Here is a 26021-nt window from a genome sequence, read left to right as displayed (position 1 = left end):
GATCACCCCGAAAGTTTTGGCATTTTCTGTATATTTGGCCTTTTAAAAAAATGAAAACAGCCGAAGATTTTTTAAACGGACAAACCATCCTCCTCGACAAACCTTTGGATTGGACGAGTTTTCAATCCGTCAATAAACTCAAATATAAACTCAAAAGCGAATTTAATCTTCCAAAGAAATTCAAGATTGGTCATGCCGGAACTTTAGATCCAAGAGCAACCGGACTTTTAATTATCTGCACCGGAAAATTCACCAAGATTATTCCCCAAATTCAAGATGCGCCGAAAGAATACTTCACCGAAATAAAAATCGGAGTGCAAACAGAATCGTACGACACCGAAAAACCGGAGATTCTTCACCAGGATATTTCTGAAATTACTGAAACCCAAATCAAAGAAACTTTAGAAAAATTTCTTGGAGAAATCGATCAGAAACCACCCATTTTTTCAGCCATCAAAATAGAAGGAAATCGCGCCTATGATTTAGCCAGAGCCGGAAAAGAGGTTGAAATGAAATCCAGAAAAACAACGATTAATTATATTGAAAATATAGAAATTGATTTGCCTTTCGTAAGATTTACCGTGGGTTGCTCCAAAGGAACTTATATCCGGAGTTTGGCGCACGATATTGGTCAGAAATTGGGAGTTGGCGCGTATTTAACCAATCTTCGCAGAACAAAAATTGGGGATTATTTAGTTGAAAATGCAAGTTCTGATTATTTGCAAAATGATTTTAAATTTAATCAAGAGTGAAAAAATTAATTCTACTTTTTTTTATTGCAAGTTCTATTTTTCTTTATTCGCAAAAAACAACAACAAAATTAGGAGTATTCACGTCTTTGGATGCAAATATTGGTTTTGATTTGGGAAGTATGATTAGAAATAGTACGGCGAAAACTGATTACGAAAAAAGTAAGCTTCCGCCCGGAAAATATAATTACGGATTCAGTGTTTTAGCTGGTTATCAACCTTTCAATTGGTTTTCTGTGAGTGGTGGTTTGCGATACAGTTACATTGATCCGAATTTCCACTTGATCTATTATAAAGTGCAACCGAATTTTTATATCAACGCCCCTGAAACGGATGATCTTGTTTATCTTTTTGCTAACTTTGGCAACAAAATCAATCACACGGCTGCTAAAAATGCAGGATTTGTCGGCATTGGAATTGGTGCAATAGAGCCTTTAAGCAAAAGATTCGGACATCAGTTTCAAGTGAGTTTAGACGATCAGATCATCGATGGTGAAAGTAGCGTTTTCATAGGAATATCTTACGGAATCATCCTTTTTAGCAATAAAAATCTTTAATAAAATTGGAACAAACACGTATTAATAAATATCTTTCAGAAGTCGGTTTCTGTTCGCGCAGAGAAGCCGATCGTTTGTTGGAACAAGGCCGAATTACCATCAATGGTGCAATTCCAGAAATGGGAACCAAAGTTTCTGATGCTGACGAAATCTTTGTAGATGGAAATTCCATTAAAAAATCGGAAGAAAAACCCGTTTATATTGTTTTAAACAAACCAGTCGGAATCGTGTGTACCACCGATACCAAAAGAGAACTAGACAATATTGTTGAATTTGTGAATCATCCGAAAAGAATTTTTCCCATCGGTCGGTTAGATAAACCGAGTGAAGGTTTGATTATGCTTACCAATGATGGTGATATTGTAAACAAAATACTTCGCGCCAGAAACAACCACGAAAAAGAATACATCGTAAGAGTTGACAAACCCATTTCTCCCAAATTTTTGATGCAAATGCGTGGTGGAATTCCTATTTTAGACACTGTTACAAATAAATGTGAAGTAGAACAGATCGACAATTTATCGTTCCGAATAGTATTAACACAAGGTTTAAACCGACAGATCCGCAGAATGTGTGAGTTCTGTGGCTATGAAGTGAAAAAGCTAAAACGCATCCGAATTATGAATCTTAAACTGGATCTTCCGGTCGGGAAATGGCGGGATTTAACGGAAACAGAATTAAAAGAACTGCATGCACTTCTGGGGGATTCTAATAAAACGGTGGATTAAAGCAAGACCTTTTTAAACCGAAAAAACCACAAATATTTTTTACTTTTTTTAATTTTTTCGACAAATAAAACGCTGTCCGCGGCTTTGTTTTGAAAGAGAATCTCGATTTTTCAAACAAAATTTAAATGTCTAAAAATCAATTATTTACTATCTTAATCTTTAAGAAGTTTTAGTGTTTTTCCTTCAAATAAAGATATGCCGTCAAATATTTATTAAGGCGTTTAAAATCCCGGTTCGTAAGCGGTTCGGTGAAGCGTTTTAAATCCATGTTATCCGCGAGATCATTCATTTTTACCGAGACTGCAAGTGGCGACTTTTCCGTCTGTTTTACGAATTCTGTGTAGTCCTGATCGGCCGGAGTTTTGGTTAAGCATTCAATTGCGAAAACAATATGATTTGGGAAACCTTCTTCCAAAAGGTCATTCAACGTAATTTCCGGACAATCTTCGATGACATCATGTAAGACTCCTACAATTTTTTCATCGTAGGTTTTGCCTGCGTTCATTACTCTTATCACGTGTCCAATATAAGGCGTTCCAAATTTATCGGTTTGTCCTCGATGGGCTTTTTGGGCAATTTTAATGGCTTTGTTTAAGAGTTCTTCCTTTGTCATGTTGCTATTTATAGTAAAATTTAATTGGATGGAAATATATTAATTTTAAGGGGAATTGTCGTAAAAATTTCTTTTAAATATTACTGCGGTTTAGCCATTAATTTTAATTTTTTATTGAGTTCTTCTAAGAGTTCGAGCTGCTTTTGCTGTATATCGCAAAGGTGTTTGTACTGATCGATAATCGATAAATCTACTTTTTCATGCAGGTTTCTGATTTCAATTTCAGATTTCAGGTTAATCATGTAATCATTGATGGATCTTTTTCGATCTTTCACTTCCTTCCGATTTTGACTCATCATGATAATCGGTGCCTGAATCGCGGCAATACAAGATAAAATTAGATTGAGCAAAATATACGGATAAGGATCAAAACTTTTATTGACCATAATGTAGGTATTGTAAAAAATCCATAATATCAAAATAACGCCGAAAATGATAATAAACCTCCAACTTCCACCAAATGTAGCCACTTGGTCGGAGAGTTTTTCTCCATACGTGCGCTCTTCATCTACTTCTTCAATCGTTGTTGTAATAAGTGTTTCTTCTTTAATTGCCTTTTCTACAATGTCGTGCATTTTATGCAGTTGAGCATTTTCATTTTTCAAAAGATCAAGGACGTATTTCTTATTTTTCATTTTTAATATTTTTAAATGAATGGTATTAATTTTATTCAACCAATACTGGAATTAGTTTTCTATCTGAGCCAGAATTTTTTCAAAAGTACCAAAACAATCAATGCGATTCCGATAATGGATGCGCCAAAAAGGATTTCGGCCAGATTTTCCCAACGTTGCGTCCAAATCAAACTTCTGCTTTTTATCGATGCAAAAGAAAGGATTACCGAAATGCATAGCAAAACCGAAACGATGCTTGCAACTTCGTCAATAATGGAGTTGGAGGTCGCAGAACTGAGGTGTAAAGACGTGATTACAATTAAGCAGAATCCCAGTAAATTAGCAGCAGTGGGAAGAATATGTTGTGAAGTTTTATTCGACATAGCATTGGTTTTTAGAAATAAGGAACAATTTTATCTGCAAGCATTTTGGTATTACCACCAAAATGATGATCACCCCGAATGTGAACAAGCCGATAATCTTTCAGCGTGATTTCTTTTCGGGGAAAATATTTATTTTCAAAATCACTTACTTGCAACAGTCCAATGATGATGAAATCCTGAATGCTTTTTTGAATTGATCATCATCTCTTCAATCCACCTCAATAAAATTCTAAATTCTTTTCTCCCTTTTTTAGATGACCTGATTTGATCGTTTATTTTGAATTTGGAGCAGGAAGTACAAAAACGAGTCGCAAAACTGACCTCGAAAATGGGAGAAGGCTGGTTTGTACCAAGGAATGAATAAGCCTTCTTATCGAAAACCTTGTCGAATTTGATGTTTTTTGGTGAAAACTACCACGGACTGTTTCATGGAGATTCGGATTTACGCCCTTATTTGATCGATTGCTTTGGCAAGTTGATGGTCTTTTTCGGTGATGGCATCATCTTGATCATGCGTACAGAGGGTGATTTTCACTTTGTTGTATTCGTTTGACCAGTCGGGATGATGGTTTGCGCATTCTGCAACCAGAGCAACTCTGGTCATAAAAGCAAAGGCTTCAGAAAAATCTTTAAACTTGAAAGTCTGCTCGAGTTTTCCATTGATTTCTTTCCACATGATTAAATGGTTTTGGGGTTTGTATAATCTTTCTATGGATGCATCAAATATGCTTCCAATGAATGCTATACCGATTGATCCTTTGAAAATAAGGAGAAACAAGTAATTTTGTGGAGTCCATTTATTCGTGGATGGCCCATTTTATCGAGCCTTTGCGCGGAAATTCTTTGCTACGGCATGCAATGGAGTTATTTAACTTATCCTAAAATTCCTAAATGTACCAAAGTGCGATTCAACAACTTTCTCTTTCCGACGCGGTGATCTTCTGCCATAAACGATGGTTTTCAGCGAGGACAATCATGATCTTATCATCATGTGCAATCTTATTCAATCCTAGGTTTTGGTCTTTTTGCTTTTTAAACCGTTTCTGTTTAATGGAATAAACACTGAGGAAAAGGGTGTGCAAAAAAAAGGGTGAAGCCAAATTTTTTCAACTTAAACCTGCGCATAAGCGGCATTTTTTCTCCAGTTTTCATACGTCATTTCAAATTTCATTTCTTTGGTTCCGTTTGTCCCAGCTTCTGTCCAACCTGCTTTTCGGTAGAAGTGTTCTGCTCTTGTATTGAAAGCCGTTCCCAACCAGATTTGATGCTGAGTTTGTGAAAAATACCAGTTCAGCATGGTGTTATGCAATTGTTGACCAATGCCTTGTTTCTCAAATTCCGGATCCAGGAATAAAGCCCAAACATTATGATCCTGCAAATCAGCGATGGCAAATCCCACTATGTCATTTTCAATTTCATACACCCAACCTTTTCCGCGCACGGTGAGAAAGGCCGTACAATCTTCATCTGTCACCAAATCGGGGTTCGATAAGGTGTTTTCCTTTACCGCATTTCTGACTTTCTGAATCTGCTTGATATCCTCAATTTTTGCTTCTCGTAAACCCATTTCTTTTTTGTTGATGCTAAAAGTATTTTGTTCTTTTTACTAATCTTCGCAAACCTTGTCAAGATGCAAAACCTTGAAAATGTTGAATTTTTCACCTTCATTTTAAAAATCCAGCCGTTGTTTTTTGATGAGGAACGGATGCGATTCTGCTGTAATACTTATGAATTCTCTCGCTACTGAAAGAGACGAAGCAGACTGCTCATTTGTCGGTTGAATCTCATCTGAAGTAACCCACTGATGGAGGTTTTTACTACCTTTTGACTGGTCCGTTTTTAAAGCGTATTTCGCAGTATTTTCAACAGATCGCGTTGGTCTTTTATTTCAAATTCTTTGATGTAATCCTCGTTGGCAAACTCCAGTTTCAACCGATATAAAGGCACAAAAAACAGCCGTTCCGGTTGGGTGGAAGTGCCGCCAATTCCGAGAGCGACAAATACTTTTTCGTTCTTTGTTTTTTGATAGGTGTTGTAGTTCTTGATCTGATAATCTTTTGCCCAGTTGATATTGCCGCTTTTGAAGCTGCTTCTCCATTTGCATTCTACCGCAAAATGGGCGCTTTGAGTTTTAAATTTCAGGTCGGGTTCTGTGTTTTCTAAGGCAGAAACGCCGTCTTTGTGATAATCAGAAACTTTACCCACCAATTGAATGCCCTCCGTTTTTCCGAGTAACTGAATGAGGTAGTCTTCAAAATCATTGCCTTTTTGTTTATTGACCGCAGAAAAATCAGCAGGTGGTATTTCCTTTTTGGTGTAGAAATAGTAGGAGAGTGCCAAACTCAGCACTCCGAGGATTAAAAATAATAAAGCCATTTTTTTCATTAATAGTTCTTAGTTCTTTAGTATTTGTCACTTAATTAACCTTGTCAAGGTTTTGAACCTTGACAAGGTTAAATTTTGGGGATTAAAAGTAATACTTTCCTTTTTTTTATTGGTATTTCGTTATTTCTTAGCGCTTTTCACTTAATTAACCTTGTCAAGGTTTTGAACCTTGACAAACCTTTGTTCGACTTTGCTTCGTATCAGTTCCCAAAAAAAGTACTTTTTTTCGAACCATCCTCGAAGAAACCACGAACCATCATGAGAGAACTAAGCGATCAAATAAGGAAATTTGCTTGATTAAATTCTAATCTCAGTAATAAGATCAATCAAAGTCTTTTTCCGCATGCTTTTGTCATTTTAAAAATGTTTGAAGAAAAGCGTAATGAATGGCAACAAAGAAGTAAAACTTTAAATCATTAAAAATAAGGTTTTACTTTTTTAAAGGGGTTTGCAACGATTCTGTGAAATATATATCGCGCATCATTATTTTAAATTCGTCCATTGATGGTCTTAATCACTTCAAGAGCCACATGTTCCCCAGAAAGCATGGCAGCATTTAGAGAACCATTAACCAAAGTATCCCCTGCAAGAAAAATTTTCTCTGAATATCGACTTTCAGTAGCGGTTAAAGTATATTTGATCTCTTTTAAATCGGGTAGTGCTTTTGGGATTTCATAGGTCTTGATCCATCTCAGAACATCAATATTGAAGTGTTCTTTTAATTCACTTTTTACTTTTTGCGTGAGTTCATCACCTTTTAAACCGTGATTGTCGATAACCGTAACGCAAAGCAGTTCTTTCCCGCCATTCCGCGCAGTTTTCAAACTGGTGGTATAAAAAAGATTGTTGATTAAGGAATTTTCTTTCGGTAAAAGTCCGATCAGTGGTTTGGCAATGACGCGTTTTTCGGTTTCAAAATAAAGGGTGAAACAGGATTTCCACTTTATAGATTTTTTAGAGGAATTAGAAAGTAAAGCAGTAGAATCTGTGGCGATAATGGTGAAGTCGCTTTCCAGAATGGTACCATCTTCTAAGGTAATTTGCCCATCAATGACGGATTTTACTTTAGTATTAAAGAGGATTTCCGTCGTTTTCAATTGGTTCTTCAATTGATCAGGAATGGCTTGGATTCCGGCTTTTGGTACCGCTGCATTTCCGGTTCCAAACATTTTATAGACAAATTCAAACATCCGGCTTGATGTTTCCAACTGCGTTTCCAGAAAGATCCCGCTAAAAAATGGTTTGAAAAATTGCGTGATCACTTCGTCTGAAAAGCCAAAATCCTGCAAATACTGAAGCGTGGTTTTTTCCTTTTCCTCAAATATCGCTGTAATTTTTTTTTTCTTGAGTTGAATGTTGAGCTTTAGGATTTTAACTTTATCTTTTAAAGGAATTAGGCTGGAAAATACCGTCGGAAACAATAAGGAAAAATCACGCAAAGGATCGCCAATTTGGTTTTCTTTTCCCTCTTTAAAAATGGATGCTCCCGGTAGGAAATTTTGCAATTCTAAAGCTTTAAAATCCAGAAATTTCTGCGCTGCAGGATAGGCCGTTAACAAAACCTGAAAACCGTGATCCAGTTGATAACCTTCGATGAGGTCTGTCTTTACGCGACCACCAACAAAATTGGTCGCTTCTACAATGATAGGGGAGAACCCGTGATCTTCAAGCGTCTTCGCAGCTATTAAACCACAAACGCCCCCTCCGATAATGTGTATTTTGTAATTCTGTTTTTGCATCATAATTCTATAGACAGCAAAAATACTCTTTTTAAGAAAATTGTAGTGGAGTGCATGAATAAATAAAAAGCGCTTTAATAAAAGAAATCCGTGTTTAAAATTTTAAACACGGATAATGATAAGTTGATGAAAAACTGTTCGTCGATTTTCTATCATGAAAATTTAAAACGGTTGATCAGGAGAAGTTGTTCTGATGAGTTTGATGTTTACAAACTCCAGCAGACCTTCGATCGCCTGTTCTCTTCCGTAACCGGATTTTTTCGTACCACCAAAAGGAAGTTGGGGCGCTACACTTGTCGCATGATTGATGTAGATCATTCCGGAATCTATTTTTCGGGCGACTTTCACTGCTTTTTTCGTGTCGGTCCCGAAAACGGTTCCCCCTAATCCAAATTCGGTAGCATTGGCAATTTCCAACGCTTCTTCGATTGTTTCGTACTTGTAAACCATCATCACAGGTCCGAATACTTCTTCAAAATAAAGATCCATTTTCGGAGTAATATCGGTGATCAAAGTGGGTTCTAAGAACGCTCCGACGCGGTCAATTCTTTTTCCACCCAGTTCAATAGTCGCACCCTGTTCTGCGGCTTTTTTGATTTGAGCCAATACATCTTCTGCAGCTTTCTCTGTACTTAGAGGCCCTAATGTAGTATCTGAATCCATAGGATTTCCAACTTTGATCTGGGCAAAAGCTTCTTTCGTTTTGGCTAAAAATTCTTCGTAAATACCTGATGCTACAATGATTCTTTTTGGGGAGGTACAAACCTGTCCGCCATTCGCCATTCTTCCCTGAACTGCAGTCTTCACGGCTAACTGAACATCGGCATCCTCTAAAACAATGAAGGGATCACTTCCGCCTAATTCCAGCGTCGATTTTTTTACCTGTTTTGCAGCGGCGGTCGCAATACTTGCGCCGGCTGGTTCGCTTCCTGTTAAAGTTACCGCTTTAATTTTTGGGTTTTCTACGATGGGCTCGATATCTTTTCCGGCGACGAATAAATTCGTGTAAACACCATCCGGTAAACCGGCTTCTTTGAAAAGATCTTCCATCATTTGCGCACATTGCGGCACATTGGATGAATGTTTTAAAACCATTGCATTACCGGCAGTAATATGTGCAGCGGCTGATCTGGTCATCTGATAAAAAGGGAAATTCCAGGGTTGAACACTCAAAATAACTCCGATCGGCTCGTAACTTAGAAATGCTTCGCCGTGGGGAACTTCTAGTGGTTTATCTGCTAAAAATTCGGCAGCGTTATCCGCATAATAATCAAAGATAGCGGCGCAGATTTTTACTTCGCCAATTGCCTGGGCTAAAACTTTCCCCATTTCCAAAGTGGCTAATTTTCCGAGGTCTTCTTTTTTGTCGCGCATCAAAGAAGCCATTTTATGCATGATCTTGGCGCGCTCTTCGATGGACGTATTTTTCCATGATTTAAATGCCTGATCTGCTTTATCAATCATGGAGGCAACCTTTTCAGGAGACATTAATTCAAATTCTTTTACCACTTCATTATTAAAAGGATTGATGCTTTTTATAGAAGGTGTTTTGGTTGTATTGCTCATAATAATATTTTTGTGGTTTAGTGATTTCAAATTTTATTCCAAGCGTTCATGAAAAGACGGTAGATGATAGATTGCGATCATACACAAAATAAATCGAAATCACTTTTATCTTCTAATGACCTGAAAAACTGTGACCTTAGCATCACTTAATAATTCTTCTTTCAATTTTTAAAAATTTTTCGATTTGGATAAAAAATGGGTGTTTTCACGGTGGATTGAATTTGTTTTTCTTGTTACTTTTGGTATAATTAATTAATAAAAACACTAATTATGGCAATCAACAATCTAAACAATGTGCACTTAACCGCAGCACAACAAGACGCAATCAATGATGCAATTACTGCTTTGGAACTGGCATTGGAAATGCTGACCGTAGCGCTTACACCGGCTGAGCGAAAATCTTATGGCAGCGTAAACGAACAAAACAAACTACTGGTGAACAAGGTGTCGGATTTCCGTAACAGCAGTCCGCAGCTTTCCGATCCCGAAATTGACTGGACGGAGTTTGGTCTGGATTACAGCAGCAGACTTTTTCTGGAAAATGCCTGGAACAGAATTCAGGCGCTGCAGGAGAGAATGAGAGATGCGAAGATCCTTCACGATTACGATAATTATCAGACAGCGCTGAATGATTATGGATATACCACGTATCGGGCAGGTTCCGGAGCAGCAGGTTTTGAAAACAAAATGAATGAGCTCAAACAATTTTTTGTTTCGCGGGGCAATAAAAAACCGCCCACAGAAAATCCTGTTGTTGAGTAACAAAAACAATTTCTAACCATCAATCCCTGCTTCGTGCAGGGATTTTTTATGCAATCGCGGTTCAGAACGAAGCCGACGCGGTTGTGAACCGGGACGACGGGGTTCTGAACCGGGATGGCGGGGTTCCGGACGAAGCTGAAGCGGTTCTGAACCGGGACGACGCGGTTCTGAACGAAGCTGACGGGGTTCTGAACGAAGCTGACGGGGTTCTGGACCGGGATGACGGGGTTCTGAACTGGGATGACCTGGTTTAAGACGGAAAATTTGTGATTTTGGAAGTTTAAGTATTATCAAAAGGGAGATTGGTGTTGCTCGAAGTCGGGAGACTTTGCCAGCAGCGGAAATAATAAAAACATTGTCTAGGTTAAATTATTCTTTTAAAAACCCGTATTCATATATCTTTGGTTTTATGACGTCTGCAAGTATTTTGAGATTTGATCTTAAATCACCTAATAATTGAGTGTACGTTTCATCTTCACTTCGGGAATTCATTCTGCCTTTTTCGTTTCTGCCCTGGAAATATTCTCTGATATCGTACAAGCTAGCGTTCACATTATAACCACCCCGTCCTTCGGACACCCCTCCGGAGGAGGGGAATTTTTGAGCGTGATAATATTTCCATAATTCTCTTCCGGCATCAAAGACTGCGGTTGCTTCTGCTGAAAATTGTCTTGGTTGATTGTCGTAAATACCACCGGAGTTTTCATTTTCGAATAATGTGTTTTCAGATGGCTCTTCTATTTTTAATTTCCCGTTAATGAAATTGGTCATGAAATTACTGGCAAATTTTTCTTTGGCGTTTACTTCATGTTCGGTGAAGGGAATCCAGTGGTTTATTCCAGATTTTGCTGAGATATCATTCCTGAAAAGTGTAAATACCAAACAGTTATTCTGAAATTCTAAATCAGTCATCCAACGATTGTTCGGAAATAAAAATTGATCTCGATCATTTAGCCAATCGGCAGATATACAATGACGAACAGCAAAATATATACTTGATTCTTTTAAATTTGAAACTCCAATTGGTTTAAAATATGTTGAAGTTTGGTTTTTCTTTTCTACTTCAATAAATACCCCGTTTTGATTTTGAAAATCATTGCTATTACAAGATAAAAATCCTATTTCCTTTTTAATATTTGACCAATTTGGACGTAACCAGTCATTTAAATATTTTTCGTTATTGTAACTAAATATTTTTTTATTTCCGATGAATTTAGATTCTGAGTCAAAAACATCTGCAATTATTTCTTGAAATATTTGATTTTTTTCACTGTTCCAAATGAAAAACCCGATTGGAAATTTTCCTTTTACATTATCAAATGTATCGGCTGGAACTAAAAAAAGTTTCTCAAGCTTAGCTTGGAATACTTCGCGAAATTCTAAGAAGTAAGAAGATTGTAAATTTTTCAACTTTGAAAAATTTACAATCTTGCTGGTAGGAATGTCGGCATATATTCTCATTAAAAATTGCACGTAAAGTTCCCTCTTTGAGAAAGTACTCATTTTAGCAAAATACTTTTTATGACTCATCGTCTCATTGGAAACACCCTTTTTTGATTCTTTATGTTTAGTGCTACCTGTTTCCGCATAAGGCGGATTAATATAAATGACCAACTTCTTTCTTTTCTCTTCGTTATTAATAATGTCCTGTAAACTTTGAGGGAGTTTGGTGAAATCGTCATTTAAAAAATCGAACTGAAAAACATGGCTGTCCAATAAATTTGCGCCGTGTTCTATCCGTTCGTGCATTACATTTACATCTGCCTGATCGAGCGTACTTGCATAAATATTATATTTATTCGTTAGGCCTGCCAAGAGATTTCCTGTTCCTGCAGCACAATCCCAAATGTAATATTCGTCTTGCCAGTCTTCTCCTAAATAATCTGCAATATATTTCTGGGATAATTCTACCCATTTACGCGGTGTAAAGAATGCCCCTTTTCTTTCCCGAATATCCTGCGGAGCGAGCAAATCTCTGCGTTCTATAATATAATCCTGGAATTCTTTTATTGGTGGTCTTTTGTATAATTTCCAAAATTGCAGATAGGTTTCTGTATTTTTAAATTTAATGGTTGCATCAAACATTTGCTTCAGATCTTCCTTTGCTATTTTATAACCTTGGTTTTGAAAGACCACAAAAAGACTGTCTCTTATGGTGAGATCATCATCAATGTTTTGGGTATCTCTATCGTCTACAAAAAGATCAGCGAGATAAAAATCGTTGTCGTAAATATTTGCTTTTTTTAGGTCGTCCCAATTAACATCGATATTTGGTTTCACTATTTCAAGCCAACGGAGATAAATAGGAATGAAGTTATTTTTATCAATTTTTATTTTATTAGCCGTAGTAGCTTTTGCCACATTGTTTTTAATAAAAGTCGCGAGTTCTTTTTCATCTTTTTGGAAATCAAAAATGTAGCTCTTTTGTTTAAGAATTGCTTCGATTCTTTCTTTAATCAATTTAAATTCTTTGGTGGAATGATTACTTGGCGTAACATTCCAGTTGAAATCATTGAGATAAAAAATATCCTGAATGCTTATGTAAGGAATAAAAGCCATTTTCTTAAAATCAAATGCACCTAAGAAAGCAGGGGGTAAAGTTTTGTCAAAAGTTCTGGCTTTGCCAATGGTGAGTATTAATTGAACAAACATCGCAGGAACATCGTAATTCCCTGTCTTTGCTTCTGCCCAAAGCAACGCCGTTCTACCAAACAAATTATCCTGTCTCGGAAAAACGGAAAAGTCGATATTTCCAATGATTTCGGTGGTGTCAAATTGGCTGAACCAGTCTGCCCCAACTTTATTTTTTAGTTCTTCTTCTCTTATTTTTTGGTATTTCATTTTATATCAAACAAATCATTTACGTAATTAAGTCTTGTATTTTTCCGCTTTCTTATATTCAAACAAAGTTGGACTAAATGTAAAAAAAATATATGGAATGGAATTTCATTTTGTTAATAAATCATTAATATTACTGCATTGCGTACAATTTACGACTTTAAGCCCGCTACGAAAAGTCTCCGGCTTTGAGTCAATAAACAAAACGCCCCAAATTCTTGAGGTGTTTTGTTTAATTAAGGGATTGCTTCGTTCCTAGCAATGACGGTGACCGATTTTTTGTTGAGCAAAGTTTCCAACTTTGGGTCCTATACAAAAAAAGAACGCCCCGATTTCTCAGAGCGTTCCAACCACATGTCAAACTATTGCTAGTAAGATCCTTTTTCCACGAAATGAGCGGCAACTTTTTCAGTTAATGCTACTACATTTGGCATATTGGTGTATTTGGTAAATCTTCTTAATCCTGAAAGCATCATGCGCTGTTCGTCGCCTTCTGCAAAAGAGACAATTCCTTCTTTCGCGGCAGTGGTGATTGCTTCCACGGCTTTGTAAAGGTTCAGTTGTGCCATTGCTGCTTCTACTGAATCGGCAGAGAAATGTTTTTCTGCTCTTAAAACTGCAGATTCTGCCATGTAGATTTGGTTCAGAATTTCAGAAGCATTCAACAAAAGGTGCTGCTGTTTTTCGATCTCCATCATGTATTTCTGAAGCGCGGCTCCGGCAACCATTAAGAATACTTTTTTCAGGTTGTGAAGGATGGCTTTTTCTTCAGACATGTAAGCTGAAAAATCAGGAACTTCGAAAGACGGAATTCCCATCAATTCTTTCCCGATTGCCATCGCTGGTTTCAAGAGATCCAATTCGCCTTTCATGGTTTTTTTGATCAACATTCCTACCGCAAGAAGACGGTTGATTTCGTTGGTTCCTTCGTAGATTCTGCCGATTCGGGCGTCTCTCCAAGCTGCTTCCATCGGTGCATCTGCAGAGAATCCCATTCCACCATAGATCTGAATTCCTTCATCCGCAATATGTTGCGTAAGATCGGAAACATATACTTTTAGAATTGAACATTCTACCGCGTATTCTTCCAACGCTTTTAGCTCTGCTTCTTCGTGCGTGGATCCTGCTGCTACAAATTCTTCAATCTGATCTTCTACATTTTTCGCTGCTCTGTACGCTGCAGCTTCGGAAACGAAAATACCCGTGGTCATTTCTGCAATTTTCTTACGGATCGCCCCGAAAGTAGAAATAGAAACGCCGAACTGTTTTCTTTCGTTCGCATAATTGATTGCTAAACCTGTGATTCTTCTTTGTCCGTCGATGTTTGCCGCAGCTAATTTAATTCGGCCTGCATTTAAAGCATTCAAAGCGATCTTGAAACCGTTGTTTCTTTCGCCTAAAAGATTTTCTACCGGAATCTTCATATCATTGAAGAAAACCTGACGCGTAGAAGAGGATCGGATCCCCAATTTGTGTTCTTCTTCCCCAAAAGTCATGCTGTTTGGATCTTCCAGTTCAGAACGGTTGATCACGAAACCGGTGATGTTTTTATCGTCTCCAATTCTTGCAAACAAGGTGAAAGTATCTGCAAATCCCGCATTGGAGATCCACATTTTCTGTCCGTTGATGATGTAATGTTTTCCGTCTTCCGACAATACTGCTCTGGTTTTTCCGGAGTTTGCATCAGAACCTGCATCCGGTTCTGTCAAACAATAGGCTCCGAATTTTTCACCTGTTGCTAAAGCGGGAAGGTATTTTAGTTTTTGTTCTTCGGTTCCATAAAGCAGGATCGGAAGTGTTCCAATTCCCGTGTGTGCGCCGTAAGCGGTTGCCAAAGAACCATTGGCTCCGGAAACAACGTCGCAAGTTAACATGGTGCTCACAAACCCCATTCCGAGTCCGCCGTACGATTCAGGAACCGCGATTCCTAAAGCTCCGAGTTCTCCAAGTTTACGCATGGTTTCTTCTGTCAACGCGTAATCTTTGTTTTCGAAACGCTCTCTTTGTGGAATGACGTCTCTGTCGATAAATTCCGTTAAAGATTCGCGAAGCATTTTTTGCTCCTCGTTCAATTCTTCTAAACTGAAAAGTTCTGCTGCAGGAATATCTTTGATGATGAATTCGCCGCCTTTTAGTGTATTGCTCATTATTGTAATTTTAAATTATAGATTATAGATTTTAAATTAGATTCGCGTTCATAAATTTTAGATGTTTATTAAAAGTTTCCATTTCATTAATTACAAAACATGTCAATTAAATTGTTTTCCATCTAAAATTTATAATTTAAAATCTAAAATTGTAGTTCGTTTAGATTCTTTTATAAATTTTGAGATGATGTTTTGATGATTTTAGTTAAGATATTGATGATGCTTTCAATCTCTTTCAAATAAGGTTCGACGTCAATTTGGACCAAATTTGAAGAATGATATAATCGCAACCAATATTTTGTTTCTCTTGCTTCTTTATTTGCAATAGATAGCTTGGAGATAAAATCTTTTTTAGACTGAGCTGCAATCCCTTCTTCTACATTGGCTCCGATTGATGTACCACTTCGAAGAATTTGTTTAGACAAGATATACTCATTCTGAGATTTGCATTCCATGTAAAATTTAATAATACTCAATGCAAAATCGAATGTTTTTATCTGAATTAAATTATCTTCTTTGTAACTCATCTCCTCTAAAATTTATAATTTAAAATCTAAAATTTTTAAAGAAGCTCGAAAATACTCGCTGCACCTTGTCCTGTTCCTACACACATGGAAACCATTCCGTATTTCATGTTTCCGCGTTTGCGCATTTCGTCGAGAAGTTGAACGGTTAATTTGGTTCCGGTACAACCGAGTGGATGTCCGAGTGCGATGGCGCCTCCGTTGACGTTTAAGATATCTGGATTTAGATTAAGTTCTTTTTTCAAAGCCACGGATTGAGAAGCAAAAGCCTCGTTCAATTCGATGAGGTCGATGTCTTTTAATTCTAAACCTGCTTGCTTTAAAGCTTTTGGAATAGCGTACAAAGGTCCCATTCCCATGATTCTTGGCTCTAAACCTGCGGCGGCGTACGCTGCCAATCTTGCTTCTGGTTCAAGGCCTAATTCTTTTACCATTTCTTCGCTCATTACAATCACGAAAGCAGCACCATCACTCATTTGAGAAGAGTTTCCTGCGGTTACCGATCCTCCGTTTGCAAAGACCGGACGTAATTTTCCTAGACCTTCCAAACTCGTGTCTTTTCGTGGACCTTCATCCATTGCAAAGTCGTATTTCTTGGTCTGCATTTTTTGGTTTTCATCCAGATAATTGTATTCTACTGGAATAGAAACGATTTGATCTTTGAATCGTCCGGATTCGTTGGCTTTCAAAGCTTTTTGGTGAGATTCAAAAGCAAACTGATCTTGTTCTTCTCGGGAGATTTTAAACTGATTTGCTACCTCTTCTGCAGTGTAACCCATTCCCCAATAATAATCGGGATTGGATTTTGCCATGTCGCTTTCCGGTACTGGTTTGTAACCACCCATCGGAATGTAAGACATGGATTCTGTTCCACCCGCGATGATACAATCAGCCATTCCTGCTTGAATTTTCGCAGAAGCAATTGCGATCGCTTCAGATCCAGAAGCACAATATCTGTTCACGGTTACTCCGGGAACTTGATCGGTGTTTAATCCCATTAATGAAATGAGACGCGCTACGTTTAGCCCTTGTTCAGCTTCCGGCATTGCGTTTCCAACGATTAAATCGTCGATTCTGTTTTTGTCGAGTTGTGGAACGGCTTCCATTAATTTTTCAATAACGGTTGCTGCCATGACGTCGGGTCTGGTAAATCTTAAACTTCCTTTTGGCGCTTTACCAACGGCAGTTCTGAAACCATTGATTATATATGCTTGTTTTGACATTTTTTAATTTTTTAAATTTGATTTCGCTACTTCGCAGCTTCAAAAAAACCTTCTAATTTCATTGGGCTTCACCCAATGCTATTGATTTCGCCACTTTGTGGCTGCACAATTGAAAATTAGTTTCTCAATGGTTTTCCTTTCGTTAACATAAACTGAATTCTTTCCAATGTTTTTCTTTCCCCACAAAGCTGTAAGAACGTTTCTCTTTCGAGATTCAATAGATATTGCTCCGTAACAACAGTTGGTTCGGAAAGATTTCCTCCCACTAGAACGTTGGCTAACTTGTCTGCGATCAATTTGTCGTGCTCAGAGATGTATTTTCCGGTAAGCATTTGATCGGTTCCAACCAAGAACATTCCGAGTGCATCGCGACCTAAAACTTTTACTTTTTGTTCGATGGGTTGCGTGTAACCGTGTTCGGCTAAACTTAAAGCCATCATTTTAGCAGTCTTGATCTGACGGTTTTTATTGACCACCACGATGTCTTTATGATTTTCTAAAATTCCCATATCGTAAGCTTCGTAAGCAGAAGTCGCCACTTTACCCATCGCGATGTTCATGAACATATCTCGAAGTCTGTTGTTCTTCACATCATCAGAATGGAATTCACGGGAAACTCTCAATGCCATTTCTTTTGTTCCACCACCGCCAGGAATTACGCCGACTCCGGTTTCTACCAATCCGATATAGGTTTCTGCAGCTGCAACAACGCGATCGGCGTGCATGGTCATTTCGCAACCACCACCAAGAGTCATTCCGTGAGGAGCAACTACGACAGGAATTGAAGAATAACGAACGCGCATCATGGATTTTTGGAAATAGGCGATTGCCATATTCAAATCATCCCAATCCTGATCGATCGCCATCATTAAAATCATCGCTAAATTGGCTCCGACAGAGAAATTAGCACCCTGATTTCCGATGACCAAACCTTCATAATCTTTTTCAGCTAAGTCGATGGCTCTGTTCAAACCATCTAAAACTTCACCACCCAAAGAGTTCATTTTAGAACGGATTTCAAAATTGATAATTCCATCACCCAAATCCTGAATTGCAGAACCTGAATTGCTCCAAAGGGTTTTGTTTTTTCTGATATTATCAAGGATGATAAAAGATTCCTGACCTGGAATACTGTTGTAGTTTCCAGAGTTTTTGTCGAAGTATATGGTTTGACCTTCGTCGTTTACTTTATAGAAAGAAGCTACGGTTTTCACCCAGTCGGAAACTTCGTAACCCGCTTCTTTTGCAAGTTCGATTCCTTTCTGAACACCAACGGCGTCCCAAATTTCGAAGGGTCCGTTTTCCCAACCGAAACCTGCACGCATGGCGTCGTCGATCTTGTAAACTTCATCCGAAATTTCTGGAACTTTATGAGAAACGTAAGCGAACAAAGCGCCTAACGATTTTCTATACAATTCTCCGGCTTTGTCTTTTCCACTCACCAAAACCTTGAAACGGTCGATTGGTTTATCGATACTTTTTGTTAATTCTAAAGTAGGGAAGTCTGATTTACCTTGAAGTTCGTATTCTAAAGTGTCCAGATTTAATCCGTGAATTTCGGATTTACCTTCAGCATTTTTTACTTTCTTATAAAATCCTTGTTCCGTTTTTGAACCCAACCATTTGTTGTCGATCATGGTTTGGATGTATTTCGGAAGTGCAAAAACATCATTAAAATCGTTTGCTTCAGCTTTACTGTCGCGAACTCCGTTTGCTACCATGACCAAAGTATCTAGACCAACAACATCCGCAGTTCTGAACGTTGCAGATTTCGGTCGGCCGATTACAGGTCCAGTTAGTTTATCAATGTCGGAAACATTTAATCCTAAATTTTGAACTTCATGAAGCAAGTTCATCATAGAGAACACCCCAATTCTGTTGGCGATAAATGCAGGAGTATCTTTCGCTTCTACGGTTGCTTTTCCCAAGAATTTAGCTCCATATTCCATGTAGAATTTGATGATCTCCGGATCAGTTTCCGGGGTTGGAATAATTTCTAAAAGCGGTAAATATCTTACCGGATTAAAGAAATGCGTTCCTGCGAAATATTTTTTGAAATCATCGCTTCGTCCTTCGATTAAGAAATGAATTGGAATCCCGGAAGTGTTGGAAGAAACCAAAGTTCCTGGTTTTCTGTGCTGTTCAATTTTTTCGTAAACCGATTTTTTAATGTCGAGTCTTTCTACTACAACTTCAATAATCCAGTCGGTTTTTTTGATCTTTTCTAAATCATCATCGAAATTTCCTACGGTAATTCTCTCCGCAAATTTAGGTGAATATAAAAGCGCTGGACTTGATTTTTGTAGTTTCACAAAATTTTCCGTTGCAATTCTATTTCTTACCGCTTTGTCTTCTTTGGTTAGCCCTTTTTTCTGTTCAGCTTCCGTCAGTTCAAAAGGTACGATATCTAATAAAAGCACTTGCACGCCGATATTGGCGAAATGTGCTGCGATACCGGAACCCATAATTCCTGAACCGAGAACCGTTACGTGTTTAATTCTTCGTTTCATTTATTTATTTTTTATTATTTAATTCGTTTGCGATTTTCAAAATATCGGTCATTACTTCTTTGAAAATGTCCATTTTTTCAGTGGGAATATTTTCTATCACTTTTTTGTTAAAGTTCACCACAACTTCTTTGGATAAGTTTCGGGAGTTAAGACCTTTGTCGGTAAGTCTAATGATCACTTCGCGCTTATCGTTGGTCGTTTTCTCTTTATAAATGTATCCGTTATCTTCCAGTAATTTAATTATCCGCGTCAAAGAGGTTGGTTCAATGGCCATTTTGGGACCAAGATTGGTGCTTCGTGTTCCTTCTTTAGGATCAATTTTCAGAAGCGTTAAAGCCTGAACAGCAGTTGCATCGTGAACTTGCGCTAATTCCGAATACATTTTCGAAACAGCAAGCCACGTAGATTTCAAAATGAGATCTACATTTTCAACTTTTTCATCATTTTTTTTGTTCATATTTTTTAATAATGTGGTTACCCAAATATAAATAATATTATGCATGCATAGTATATTATTTTTGTTGAATAAATGTTAATCGTTGAAAATCAACACATTAAAATATATGAATTGCATAATACTATGCATGCATAGTATTGTAAAAAGGACCCATTTAATAAGGATTTAACGAAGGTTTTCGATGATGTGTGAAAGATCCGCAAAAGAATCGCAGTTTTGCTGAAAATTAGGTTTAGATATGACCCAAAATGTTCCTTTCCATTCAAATTTATAAGAGGAAAGGTTTTTTCTGAAGTTTTTTTGAAGAAAAGAATAGAGCATTTCTTTTTCTAATGAAGGCGCATCAATATAAGGTGGTGAAAATTCTTCGTCGAGGTGAAAAAGTTGTGGATTAAGGAGTTCATCATTTTTCAATAAAATATCTTCTGTAATTCCTGCTTCTAATTTTTCGTTGTGAATGAACCACATTTTAGACGCAAATTCTTTAGACAAACGCCAATCATGGGAGGAGAACAGAATGAGTTTGTTTTGATTTTTCGCTAGTTTTCTGAGGAGTTTTAGAATGATAATTTTATTTTCTTCATCCAAGTGAGTTGTTGGCTCATCTAGGATAATCATCGGTGAATTCTGCGCCAAAGCTCTTCCTATAAATGCTTTTTGAAGATTTCCATCGGATAATTGATGCAGTGAAAAATTCCGGTATTGCATTAAATTCAAATTTTCGATAATTACTTCAACGTGTTTTTTATCAGCATCATTAAGCTCAAAATAATAAGGATAATGAATGTATTTCCCGAGCGAGATCAGATCAGTTACGGTATAATTTGCAGGAATTTGGGATTTCGAAAAAACCACCGCAATTTGTTCAGCAATTTCTTTGTTTGAAAGTGTTTTTAGGTTTTTTCCGCCGAGAAAAAGTTCGCCTTCTAAAGCAGAAATCTGATTAAGAATACTTTTTATTAAAGTCGTTTTTCCCACGCCATTGTTTCCGACCAAAAGACAAGTGTCACCAAGTTCCAAAGTGGTATTAACGCCTTTAATTAAAGGAGTTTGGTGACCAATTGTTGTATTTTTTAATTTTAAAAACATATTTTGTTGTTGGATTTCGCAAAGGCGCAATTTTTTTGCTAAAATACTTCTTTAAGGCGCAAGGAATTTGACAAAGTCAAATTTTCTTTTTTTTATAAGCCATTTACAATTCTTGTTACTCCATTTTTGAATAAATCTGATTGAAAATTGATGAGTAAACCTAATCTACAATCGGTCATTTTTAGATAGGTTAAGAGTTGTTGGGCTTTGTGTGAGGAATTGATGTAATCTACGGTTTTTATTTCCAAAATTAACTTGTCTTCAACAATCATATCTAATTTATACGCATTTTCAATAGTCAATTCTTCATATTTAATGGGCAATAATTTTTGTTTTTCTACTTTCAATCCTGCTTTTTTCAATTCATAAAACAAGCATTCTTCGTAAACAATTTCAAATAAACCGGGACCTAAATTTTTATGAATTTTTAAATCGATCTCAAAAACAATTTTTGATAATTCATTTTCTGTCATTTGTGTAGTTTTTATTTTTTTAAACATCAAAGGATAGATTTTTGAAGTATATTACTACAGTGTAAATTTTATCACGGATAAAATCCTCGCGTCTTAAAGAAGTATTTTTGTAAAAAAAATAGCGTCTTTGCGACTCACCAACTTATTTGCTATTCTTCAACATCATCATCAAAATTACAGGAATTCCAAAGAGTGAGGTAATTATATTTAAGGGAAACTGTGTCGTTTCGGAAATGATCGAGAAAAATTCCATGATTAATATTCCTAATAACATATTCAAAATCCATTGTTGCCATAATTTTGCGGGATTAAATAACATTCTGCAAAAATGCGGAACTACGATTCCGATAAATAAAATCGGTCCCAAAAATGCAGTCACAGAAGCAGAAAGCAGGGAAGAAGCAATGATTACAAAATACTTCAACTGTCTTAAATTAACACCCAAACTCTGCGCATAAGCTGTTCCCAGCGAATTTCCAATTAACGGTTTGATGGTTTTAAAAGTAAGGAATAATCCCAAAATCACAATCACGGAAAGAATCCAAATTTGATTCGTAGAAACCTGATTATTAGCGCCAAAACTCCACAAAACATAGTTTTTCAAACTTTGATTTTCTGCATAGAATTGTAAAATAGAAACAATCGCTCCGGCTAAAGCAGAGATTAAAAATCCGAAAATAATCAAGAACGATTTATCTTGAAATTTACCTGAAAAAGCAAGCAAAATCAGCATCAAAACCAAACTTCCTCCAATTGCGGAAATACTTAAAAAGCTGTTCTGCAAAAATTCTGGAAGGATAAAATCCTGAGAAAAGAAAATATAAAATGCCACGCTCAAACTTGCTACCGAAGTAATTCCCAAAACTGATGGTCCAGCCAAAGGATTTTGAAAATATTCCTGCAATAAAAATCCCGAAGTAGGAATAGAAATTCCCGCCAAAAGCATTACTAAAATACGATTGATGCGCAATTGTGCAATTTGTGCTTGATCTGAACTGGAGGAGAGAAAATCTGAAAAATTTAATTTTATAAATCCAATATTCAAATTAATCACCATCGAAACCAAGATTGCAATAAGGATTAAAATAGTGGTAATCTTAAAATTTTTGTTCATTTCAGAAAGAGGGTAATGTTGAGGACAAAAAAAAGAAAACACCTTTGGAGAGATGTTTTCTTCGACTTGTTAGTTGAAGTTTATTTGAAAGAATTGAGTTTTTCTGCCAACATTTCCTCACTCATAGATCCTAAAGTTTCATCGGTTTTATCGCCTTTTCTTAAAAAAGTAAAAGGAATTGCTCCACCGTCCCATTTTTTAAAATTCGCTTTGAAAAATTCGGGAGTCAGTTTTGAACCATCGATAAAAACAATATGATTGGAAAGGTTTTCTTTTTCTGCAAAGGCTTTCACTTTCGTATCCCAATCTTCTTTTTGGTCGAGATCAACGAATGTAAATTTTACCGGTTGACCTTTCATTTCTTCCATTTTCTTTTTAAAATGCGGAATTTCCTGCATACAAGGACCACACCACGTTGCAAAGAAATTGTTGACATATAAAGTATCACTATTTTGTTTGCCTAGAAATTTTGTGGTTTCTTCGGGACTTAATTCTATTTTTTTGAAAGGAACTGCCGCTTCAACCGTTTCATTGGATTCTGGAATTGTGATCGAATCTTCTATTTTGTTTTCTTCGTTTTTAGTGATTTTCGTTTCTTTTTTACAAGCAGAAAGCAGTGCGATAATCATTAAACTAAAAGTTAATTTTTTCATTTTATTTTTATTATTTTTGACTCATTATTGATTATGGAAAAACTCTTACCTAAAGCAAAGCAAACTGAATTTCATTGGCTAAAATTAGCAAAAAAACGACAGTTGACCAAAACCATCTTTTTTTTGGAATTTGAAATTCCTCAGTCTTTGCAAGTCCATTTTCAGTTTGAAGCCGGGCAATACGTCACTTTGAAATACTTTTCGATGGGACAGTGGAATCAAAACGATTTTTCGATGACTTCGGCGCCTTATGAAGGTAAAATTACTTTAGGGATTAAAATCAATTACGAAAAAAGTTCGGCGAAAGATTTATTTGAAAACCTGAAAGTCGGCGATTTACTTGAAGTTTCAGAACCTAAAGGTCGGTTTACGCTGGTTTCTAAACCCCACGAATTTCGCACCATTATTGGTTTTGCGGGTGGAATTGGGATTACTCCATTGCTCAGTCATTTTAAAAATATTCTGCGAAACGAACCTCGAACACGACTTTTTCTTTTTTACGGCAATAAAACCAAAGAGGATATCGCTTTTAAAAATGAGCTCGATGAATTGATGAATTCCCATTCTGATAGGCTAAAAATCTATTATTTCTATTCGCAGGAAAAAATAGGAAATGGCTTGTTTGAAGGTCGATTAAATGAGAAAAAAGTCGCTTTAATCATCAATCAGATTTTACTTCTGGATGATACCGATGAAGAAAGCACCATTTGGGATGCTGTAGATGAAGTTTTAATCTGTGGCAAAGGAGAAATGATCAAATCGGTTGCTAATGCATGTTACCATCACGGAATCCCGAAAAGGAATATTCATTTTGAACTTTTTGAAGAATTTAATGAAGATATTTATCCTGTTGAAAAAGATTTTCCGTTGATTGAAGATATTGAGGTTGATTTCAAACTCCTTCATCATCAATATTCTTCAAAATTAAAAAACAATAAAGTGAGACTTTTACAGCAGCTTTTAATTCAAGGGTTTCCGGTGCCATATTCTTGTAAATCAGGAATTTGTGGCAGTTGCGAATGTGTTTTAGAAGAAGGTGATGTTGAACTTTTGGAGAATGAATATTTAACAGAAAAGGAAGAAAAAGCAGGAATAATATTAGCCTGTATGTCGGTTATTCTTAGCAAAAATATTAAAGTTAACTTTGATTTAAACTGATGATTTGAAAAAGATTTTAGACCTTTTGAAATCATTTTTCACTTTGGTGGAAATGGGAATTTTGCTGATGATTTTAGCAAACGTATGGGTGTTTGCAGTCACCAATGGGAAGACTTTTACCAAAATTTCGAAAATTCCACCAAGAGAAACCGCCTTGGTTTTGGGAACTTCCCCAAGGATGAAATCAGGAATTTCAAATCCCTATTTTACGTCCAGGATGGACGCAACAGCATTGTTATACCATCACGGAAAAATTAAGAAAATTATTGTCAGCGGAGAAAAAAGCAAAGGATATGATGAACCATCTGCCATGAAAAATTACTTGGTGTATCAGGAAGGAGTTCCCGAAAATATCATTACCGAAGATCCCAAAGGTTTTAAAACGCAAGTCAGCATCAATAACTGCAAAAATATTTATCATCAGAACAACGTGATTATCGTGTCGCAAGGTTTTCACAATCTTCGCGCTTTATTTTATGCACGAAATAATGACATGAATGCATTGGGTTTTGATGCACAAGATGTTTTAAGCAATCAAAGTTTTTATAGAAATCAGTCGCGAGAATTTTTGGCAAGAGTTTCTGCTGTGCTTTTTTATATACTGAACATTGAGAAAAAAGGGTGATTTTAGCGCGCTTTAGTTAAATTTCTGACCTTAATTTTTAAAAAATTCGTACAAAAAGCTATCTTTGTGCAAACAAAAATATATGCTCGTTATCGGAATCGCGGGGGGAACCGGCTCAGGTAAAACCACTGTTGTGAATAAAATCCTTCAACAACTGAATGTTGAAGGTGTAAATGTACTTTCGCAAGACAATTATTACCATGATAATCAACATCTTACGCTTTCTGAACGAGAGGTTTTAAATTATGATCATCCAAAGTCGATTGATTTTGATTTGTTGATTAAACATGTCGCAGCACTCAAAAATGGTGTGGCGATCGAGCAACCGATTTATTCATTTGTTACCCATTCCAGATCTGGAGATTTCGTTTCTATCGAACCCAAAAGTGTTTTGATTGTAGAAGGAATTTTGGTGTTGACGAATTCCGAATTATTAAAGGAATATGATCTAAAAGTCTTTGTTCATGCGGATTCCGATGAAAGATTGATTAGAAGAATCCGTCGCGACACCCAGGAAAGAGGTCGCGATCTGCAGGAAGTTCTGCACCGTTACCAAACGACGCTGAAACCCATGCATCAGGAGTTTATAGAACCCTCGAAAAATGAAGCAGATTTGATTGTTCCCAATATGAAACAAAACACAGTCGCAATTGATTTTCTTTCGACCGTGATCAACAATACTTTGAAAAAAACGCATTAAATTTGAATTGAAAATTTGAATCGTGTTCCAGAAATAAAGCGTCATCAGATGAAAAAATTAATTAAAGAAATTACCCCAAAACCCCCGATTATTAAATTTTTTCAAAAATATATTTTGACGAAATATTTTATTACGGTTTTTCTCTTTTTGATTTGGATGGTTTTCTTTGATAATACCTCTTTTCTTGTTGTAAATGAGCTCAATGGAGAAATCAATCGCTATGAAAAGCAACTGGCTTATTATAAAGATGAATACAAAAAAAATGATAATTTCTTCAAAAAATTAATGACGAATAAATCGGAAAAAGAAAAATTTGCGCGCGAAAATTATTTCATGAAGAAACCCAATGAAGAAATTTTTATCTTGGTGGTAGATTCTACCAATTTGAAGCGTGCCGATAAATAATCAAATTTG

The 26021-nt window shown here is 36.6% G+C and carries 26 protein-coding genes; 8 read left to right on the top strand and 18 right to left on the bottom strand.

Annotated features, from left to right (window positions below):
• The first annotated feature begins 50 nt into the window (after positions 1-50).
• Genes truB through rluF form a run of 3 tightly spaced genes read left to right on the top strand, consistent with a single transcriptional unit; the run spans position 51 to position 2034 of the window.
• Positions 51-752, top strand: coding sequence for a tRNA pseudouridine(55) synthase TruB (truB, locus tag BW932_RS08840; RefSeq protein ID WP_076387132.1), 702 nt, complete (start codon positions 51-53; stop codon positions 750-752).
• Entirely contained in the window at positions 749-1306 is a 558-nt protein-coding gene (locus BW932_RS08835) for a hypothetical protein (RefSeq protein ID WP_076387131.1), read from the top strand. Before truB ends, BW932_RS08835 begins: the two co-directional genes overlap by 4 nt.
• Positions 1307-1311: 5 nt before the next feature.
• Positions 1312-2034, top strand: a complete 723-nt coding sequence (gene rluF, locus BW932_RS08830; RefSeq protein ID WP_076387130.1) for a 23S rRNA pseudouridine(2604) synthase RluF — start codon at positions 1312-1314, stop codon at positions 2032-2034.
• 169 nt (positions 2035-2203) lie between these two features.
• Here the strand turns inward: rluF and BW932_RS08825 are convergent, their stop codons facing one another.
• The 8 genes from BW932_RS08825 to BW932_RS08785 form a co-directional block, all read right to left on the bottom strand.
• On the bottom strand, positions 2204-2647 hold the full coding sequence (locus BW932_RS08825) for a phosphohydrolase (RefSeq protein ID WP_076387129.1): 444 nt from the start codon (positions 2645-2647) through the stop codon (positions 2204-2206).
• 80 nt (positions 2648-2727) lie between these two features.
• Positions 2728-3282, bottom strand: coding sequence for a DUF1003 domain-containing protein (locus BW932_RS08820; RefSeq protein ID WP_076387128.1), 555 nt, complete (start codon positions 3280-3282; stop codon positions 2728-2730).
• 59 nt (positions 3283-3341) lie between these two features.
• Positions 3342-3644, bottom strand: coding sequence for a hypothetical protein (locus BW932_RS14235; protein ID WP_076387127.1), 303 nt, complete (start codon positions 3642-3644; stop codon positions 3342-3344).
• Between the two features lie 442 nt (positions 3645-4086).
• Positions 4087-4320 (bottom strand): 4a-hydroxytetrahydrobiopterin dehydratase, encoded by a 234-nt coding sequence (locus BW932_RS08810; RefSeq protein ID WP_076387126.1) that lies wholly within the window; start codon positions 4318-4320, stop codon positions 4087-4089.
• Positions 4321-4755: 435 nt separating this feature from the next.
• Positions 4756-5211 carry a GNAT family N-acetyltransferase gene (locus tag BW932_RS08805; protein ID WP_076387125.1) on the bottom strand — a complete coding sequence of 152 codons (456 nt, stop codon included), beginning with the start codon at positions 5209-5211 and terminating at the stop codon, positions 4756-4758.
• A gap of 272 nt (positions 5212-5483) precedes the next feature.
• The gene (locus BW932_RS08800) at positions 5484-6020 is read right to left on the bottom strand and encodes a hypothetical protein (RefSeq protein ID WP_143745535.1); all 537 of its coding nucleotides are present in this window, start codon (positions 6018-6020) and stop codon (positions 5484-5486) included.
• A 497-nt stretch (positions 6021-6517) separates the two neighbouring features.
• Positions 6518-7768, bottom strand: coding sequence for an FAD-dependent oxidoreductase (locus tag BW932_RS08790; RefSeq protein WP_076387173.1), 1251 nt, complete (start codon positions 7766-7768; stop codon positions 6518-6520).
• Positions 7769-7930: 162 nt separating this feature from the next.
• Positions 7931-9334, bottom strand: a complete 1404-nt coding sequence (locus tag BW932_RS08785; protein ID WP_076387122.1) for an NAD-dependent succinate-semialdehyde dehydrogenase — start codon at positions 9332-9334, stop codon at positions 7931-7933.
• 270 nt (positions 9335-9604) lie between these two features.
• On the opposite strand from BW932_RS08785, the gene BW932_RS08780 reads away from it, so the two are divergent.
• The gene (locus BW932_RS08780; protein ID WP_076387121.1) at positions 9605-10096 is read left to right on the top strand and encodes a hypothetical protein; all 492 of its coding nucleotides are present in this window, start codon (positions 9605-9607) and stop codon (positions 10094-10096) included.
• Positions 10097-10465: 369 nt separating this feature from the next.
• Here BW932_RS08780 and BW932_RS08775 read toward each other — a convergent pair whose 3' ends face one another.
• The 10 genes from BW932_RS08775 to BW932_RS08730 form a co-directional block, all read right to left on the bottom strand.
• On the bottom strand, positions 10466-12937 hold the full coding sequence (locus BW932_RS08775) for a hypothetical protein (protein ID WP_076387120.1): 2472 nt from the start codon (positions 12935-12937) through the stop codon (positions 10466-10468).
• A gap of 365 nt (positions 12938-13302) precedes the next feature.
• On the bottom strand, positions 13303-15081 hold the full coding sequence (locus BW932_RS08770) for an acyl-CoA dehydrogenase family protein (RefSeq protein ID WP_076387119.1): 1779 nt from the start codon (positions 15079-15081) through the stop codon (positions 13303-13305).
• A gap of 170 nt (positions 15082-15251) precedes the next feature.
• Positions 15252-15608 carry a four helix bundle protein gene (locus BW932_RS08765; protein ID WP_076387118.1) on the bottom strand — a complete coding sequence of 119 codons (357 nt, stop codon included), beginning with the start codon at positions 15606-15608 and terminating at the stop codon, positions 15252-15254.
• A gap of 35 nt (positions 15609-15643) precedes the next feature.
• Positions 15644-16828: an acetyl-CoA C-acyltransferase gene (locus tag BW932_RS08760; protein ID WP_076387117.1), complete on the bottom strand. Its 1185-nt coding sequence runs from the start codon at positions 16826-16828 to the stop codon at positions 15644-15646.
• Between the two features lie 116 nt (positions 16829-16944).
• Positions 16945-19338, bottom strand: a complete 2394-nt coding sequence (locus tag BW932_RS08755) for a 3-hydroxyacyl-CoA dehydrogenase/enoyl-CoA hydratase family protein (protein ID WP_076387116.1) — start codon at positions 19336-19338, stop codon at positions 16945-16947.
• Between the two features lie 4 nt (positions 19339-19342).
• Positions 19343-19795, bottom strand: a complete 453-nt coding sequence (locus BW932_RS08750; protein ID WP_076387115.1) for a MarR family winged helix-turn-helix transcriptional regulator — start codon at positions 19793-19795, stop codon at positions 19343-19345.
• A 165-nt stretch (positions 19796-19960) separates the two neighbouring features.
• Entirely contained in the window at positions 19961-20884 is a 924-nt protein-coding gene (locus BW932_RS08745; protein ID WP_076387114.1) for an ABC transporter ATP-binding protein, read from the bottom strand.
• Positions 20885-20976: 92 nt separating this feature from the next.
• Positions 20977-21357, bottom strand: coding sequence for a GxxExxY protein (locus tag BW932_RS08740; protein WP_076387172.1), 381 nt, complete (start codon positions 21355-21357; stop codon positions 20977-20979).
• 142 nt (positions 21358-21499) lie between these two features.
• Positions 21500-22471 carry a FecCD family ABC transporter permease gene (locus BW932_RS08735; RefSeq protein WP_076387113.1) on the bottom strand — a complete coding sequence of 324 codons (972 nt, stop codon included), beginning with the start codon at positions 22469-22471 and terminating at the stop codon, positions 21500-21502.
• An 80-nt stretch (positions 22472-22551) separates the two neighbouring features.
• Positions 22552-23124 carry a TlpA family protein disulfide reductase gene (locus BW932_RS08730; RefSeq protein WP_076387112.1) on the bottom strand — a complete coding sequence of 191 codons (573 nt, stop codon included), beginning with the start codon at positions 23122-23124 and terminating at the stop codon, positions 22552-22554.
• A gap of 33 nt (positions 23125-23157) precedes the next feature.
• Here BW932_RS08730 and BW932_RS08725 point away from each other — a divergent pair, with 33 nt between their 5' ends.
• The 4 genes from BW932_RS08725 (at position 23158) to BW932_RS08710 (ending at position 26012) form a co-directional block, all read left to right on the top strand.
• Positions 23158-24282, top strand: a complete 1125-nt coding sequence (locus BW932_RS08725) for a 2Fe-2S iron-sulfur cluster-binding protein (protein ID WP_076387111.1) — start codon at positions 23158-23160, stop codon at positions 24280-24282.
• A 67-nt stretch (positions 24283-24349) separates the two neighbouring features.
• Complete coding sequence (locus BW932_RS08720) at positions 24350-24907, top strand: SanA/YdcF family protein (RefSeq protein WP_143745541.1); 558 nt, start codon at positions 24350-24352, stop codon at positions 24905-24907.
• Between the two features lie 82 nt (positions 24908-24989).
• The gene (gene udk, locus BW932_RS08715) at positions 24990-25607 is read left to right on the top strand and encodes a uridine kinase (protein WP_076387109.1); all 618 of its coding nucleotides are present in this window, start codon (positions 24990-24992) and stop codon (positions 25605-25607) included.
• 48 nt (positions 25608-25655) lie between these two features.
• Positions 25656-26012, top strand: a complete 357-nt coding sequence (locus BW932_RS08710) for an FtsB family cell division protein (RefSeq protein WP_076387108.1) — start codon at positions 25656-25658, stop codon at positions 26010-26012.
• Positions 26013-26021: the final 9 nt, after the last annotated feature.

The sequence above is a fragment of the Kaistella chaponensis genome, assembly GCF_900156725.1.
GTDB lineage: Bacteria > Bacteroidota > Bacteroidia > Flavobacteriales > Weeksellaceae > Kaistella > Kaistella chaponensis.
This window is presented reverse-complemented; position numbering and strand designations above follow the sequence as displayed.

Coding starts and splice junctions, on each gene's coding strand:
- truB (WP_076387132.1), top strand. CDS start 51: ATGAAAACAGCCGAAGATTTTTTAAACGGACAAACCATCCTCCTCGAC.
- BW932_RS08825 (WP_076387129.1), bottom strand. CDS start 2,647: ATGACAAAGGAAGAACTCTTAAACAAAGCCATTAAAATTGCCCAAAAA.
- BW932_RS08820 (WP_076387128.1), bottom strand. CDS start 3,282: ATGAAAAATAAGAAATACGTCCTTGATCTTTTGAAAAATGAAAATGCT.
- BW932_RS14235 (WP_076387127.1), bottom strand. CDS start 3,644: ATGTCGAATAAAACTTCACAACATATTCTTCCCACTGCTGCTAATTTA.
- BW932_RS08810 (WP_076387126.1), bottom strand. CDS start 4,320: ATGTGGAAAGAAATCAATGGAAAACTCGAGCAGACTTTCAAGTTTAAA.
- BW932_RS08805 (WP_076387125.1), bottom strand. CDS start 5,211: ATGGGTTTACGAGAAGCAAAAATTGAGGATATCAAGCAGATTCAGAAA.
- BW932_RS08800 (WP_143745535.1), bottom strand. CDS start 6,020: ATGGCTTTATTATTTTTAATCCTCGGAGTGCTGAGTTTGGCACTCTCC.
- BW932_RS08790 (WP_076387173.1), bottom strand. CDS start 7,768: ATGCAAAAACAGAATTACAAAATACACATTATCGGAGGGGGCGTTTGT.
- BW932_RS08785 (WP_076387122.1), bottom strand. CDS start 9,334: ATGAGCAATACAACCAAAACACCTTCTATAAAAAGCATCAATCCTTTT.
- BW932_RS08780 (WP_076387121.1), top strand. CDS start 9,605: ATGGCAATCAACAATCTAAACAATGTGCACTTAACCGCAGCACAACAA.
- BW932_RS08775 (WP_076387120.1), bottom strand. CDS start 12,937: ATGAAATACCAAAAAATAAGAGAAGAAGAACTAAAAAATAAAGTTGGG.
- BW932_RS08770 (WP_076387119.1), bottom strand. CDS start 15,081: ATGAGCAATACACTAAAAGGCGGCGAATTCATCATCAAAGATATTCCT.
- BW932_RS08765 (WP_076387118.1), bottom strand. CDS start 15,608: ATGAGTTACAAAGAAGATAATTTAATTCAGATAAAAACATTCGATTTT.
- BW932_RS08760 (WP_076387117.1), bottom strand. CDS start 16,828: ATGTCAAAACAAGCATATATAATCAATGGTTTCAGAACTGCCGTTGGT.
- BW932_RS08755 (WP_076387116.1), bottom strand. CDS start 19,338: ATGAAACGAAGAATTAAACACGTAACGGTTCTCGGTTCAGGAATTATG.
- BW932_RS08750 (WP_076387115.1), bottom strand. CDS start 19,795: ATGAACAAAAAAAATGATGAAAAAGTTGAAAATGTAGATCTCATTTTG.
- BW932_RS08745 (WP_076387114.1), bottom strand. CDS start 20,884: ATGTTTTTAAAATTAAAAAATACAACAATTGGTCACCAAACTCCTTTA.
- BW932_RS08740 (WP_076387172.1), bottom strand. CDS start 21,357: ATGACAGAAAATGAATTATCAAAAATTGTTTTTGAGATCGATTTAAAA.
- BW932_RS08735 (WP_076387113.1), bottom strand. CDS start 22,471: ATGAACAAAAATTTTAAGATTACCACTATTTTAATCCTTATTGCAATC.
- BW932_RS08730 (WP_076387112.1), bottom strand. CDS start 23,124: ATGAAAAAATTAACTTTTAGTTTAATGATTATCGCACTGCTTTCTGCT.
- BW932_RS08725 (WP_076387111.1), top strand. CDS start 23,158: ATGGAAAAACTCTTACCTAAAGCAAAGCAAACTGAATTTCATTGGCTA.
- BW932_RS08720 (WP_143745541.1), top strand. CDS start 24,350: ATGATTTTAGCAAACGTATGGGTGTTTGCAGTCACCAATGGGAAGACT.
- udk (WP_076387109.1), top strand. CDS start 24,990: ATGCTCGTTATCGGAATCGCGGGGGGAACCGGCTCAGGTAAAACCACT.
- BW932_RS08710 (WP_076387108.1), top strand. CDS start 25,656: ATGAAAAAATTAATTAAAGAAATTACCCCAAAACCCCCGATTATTAAA.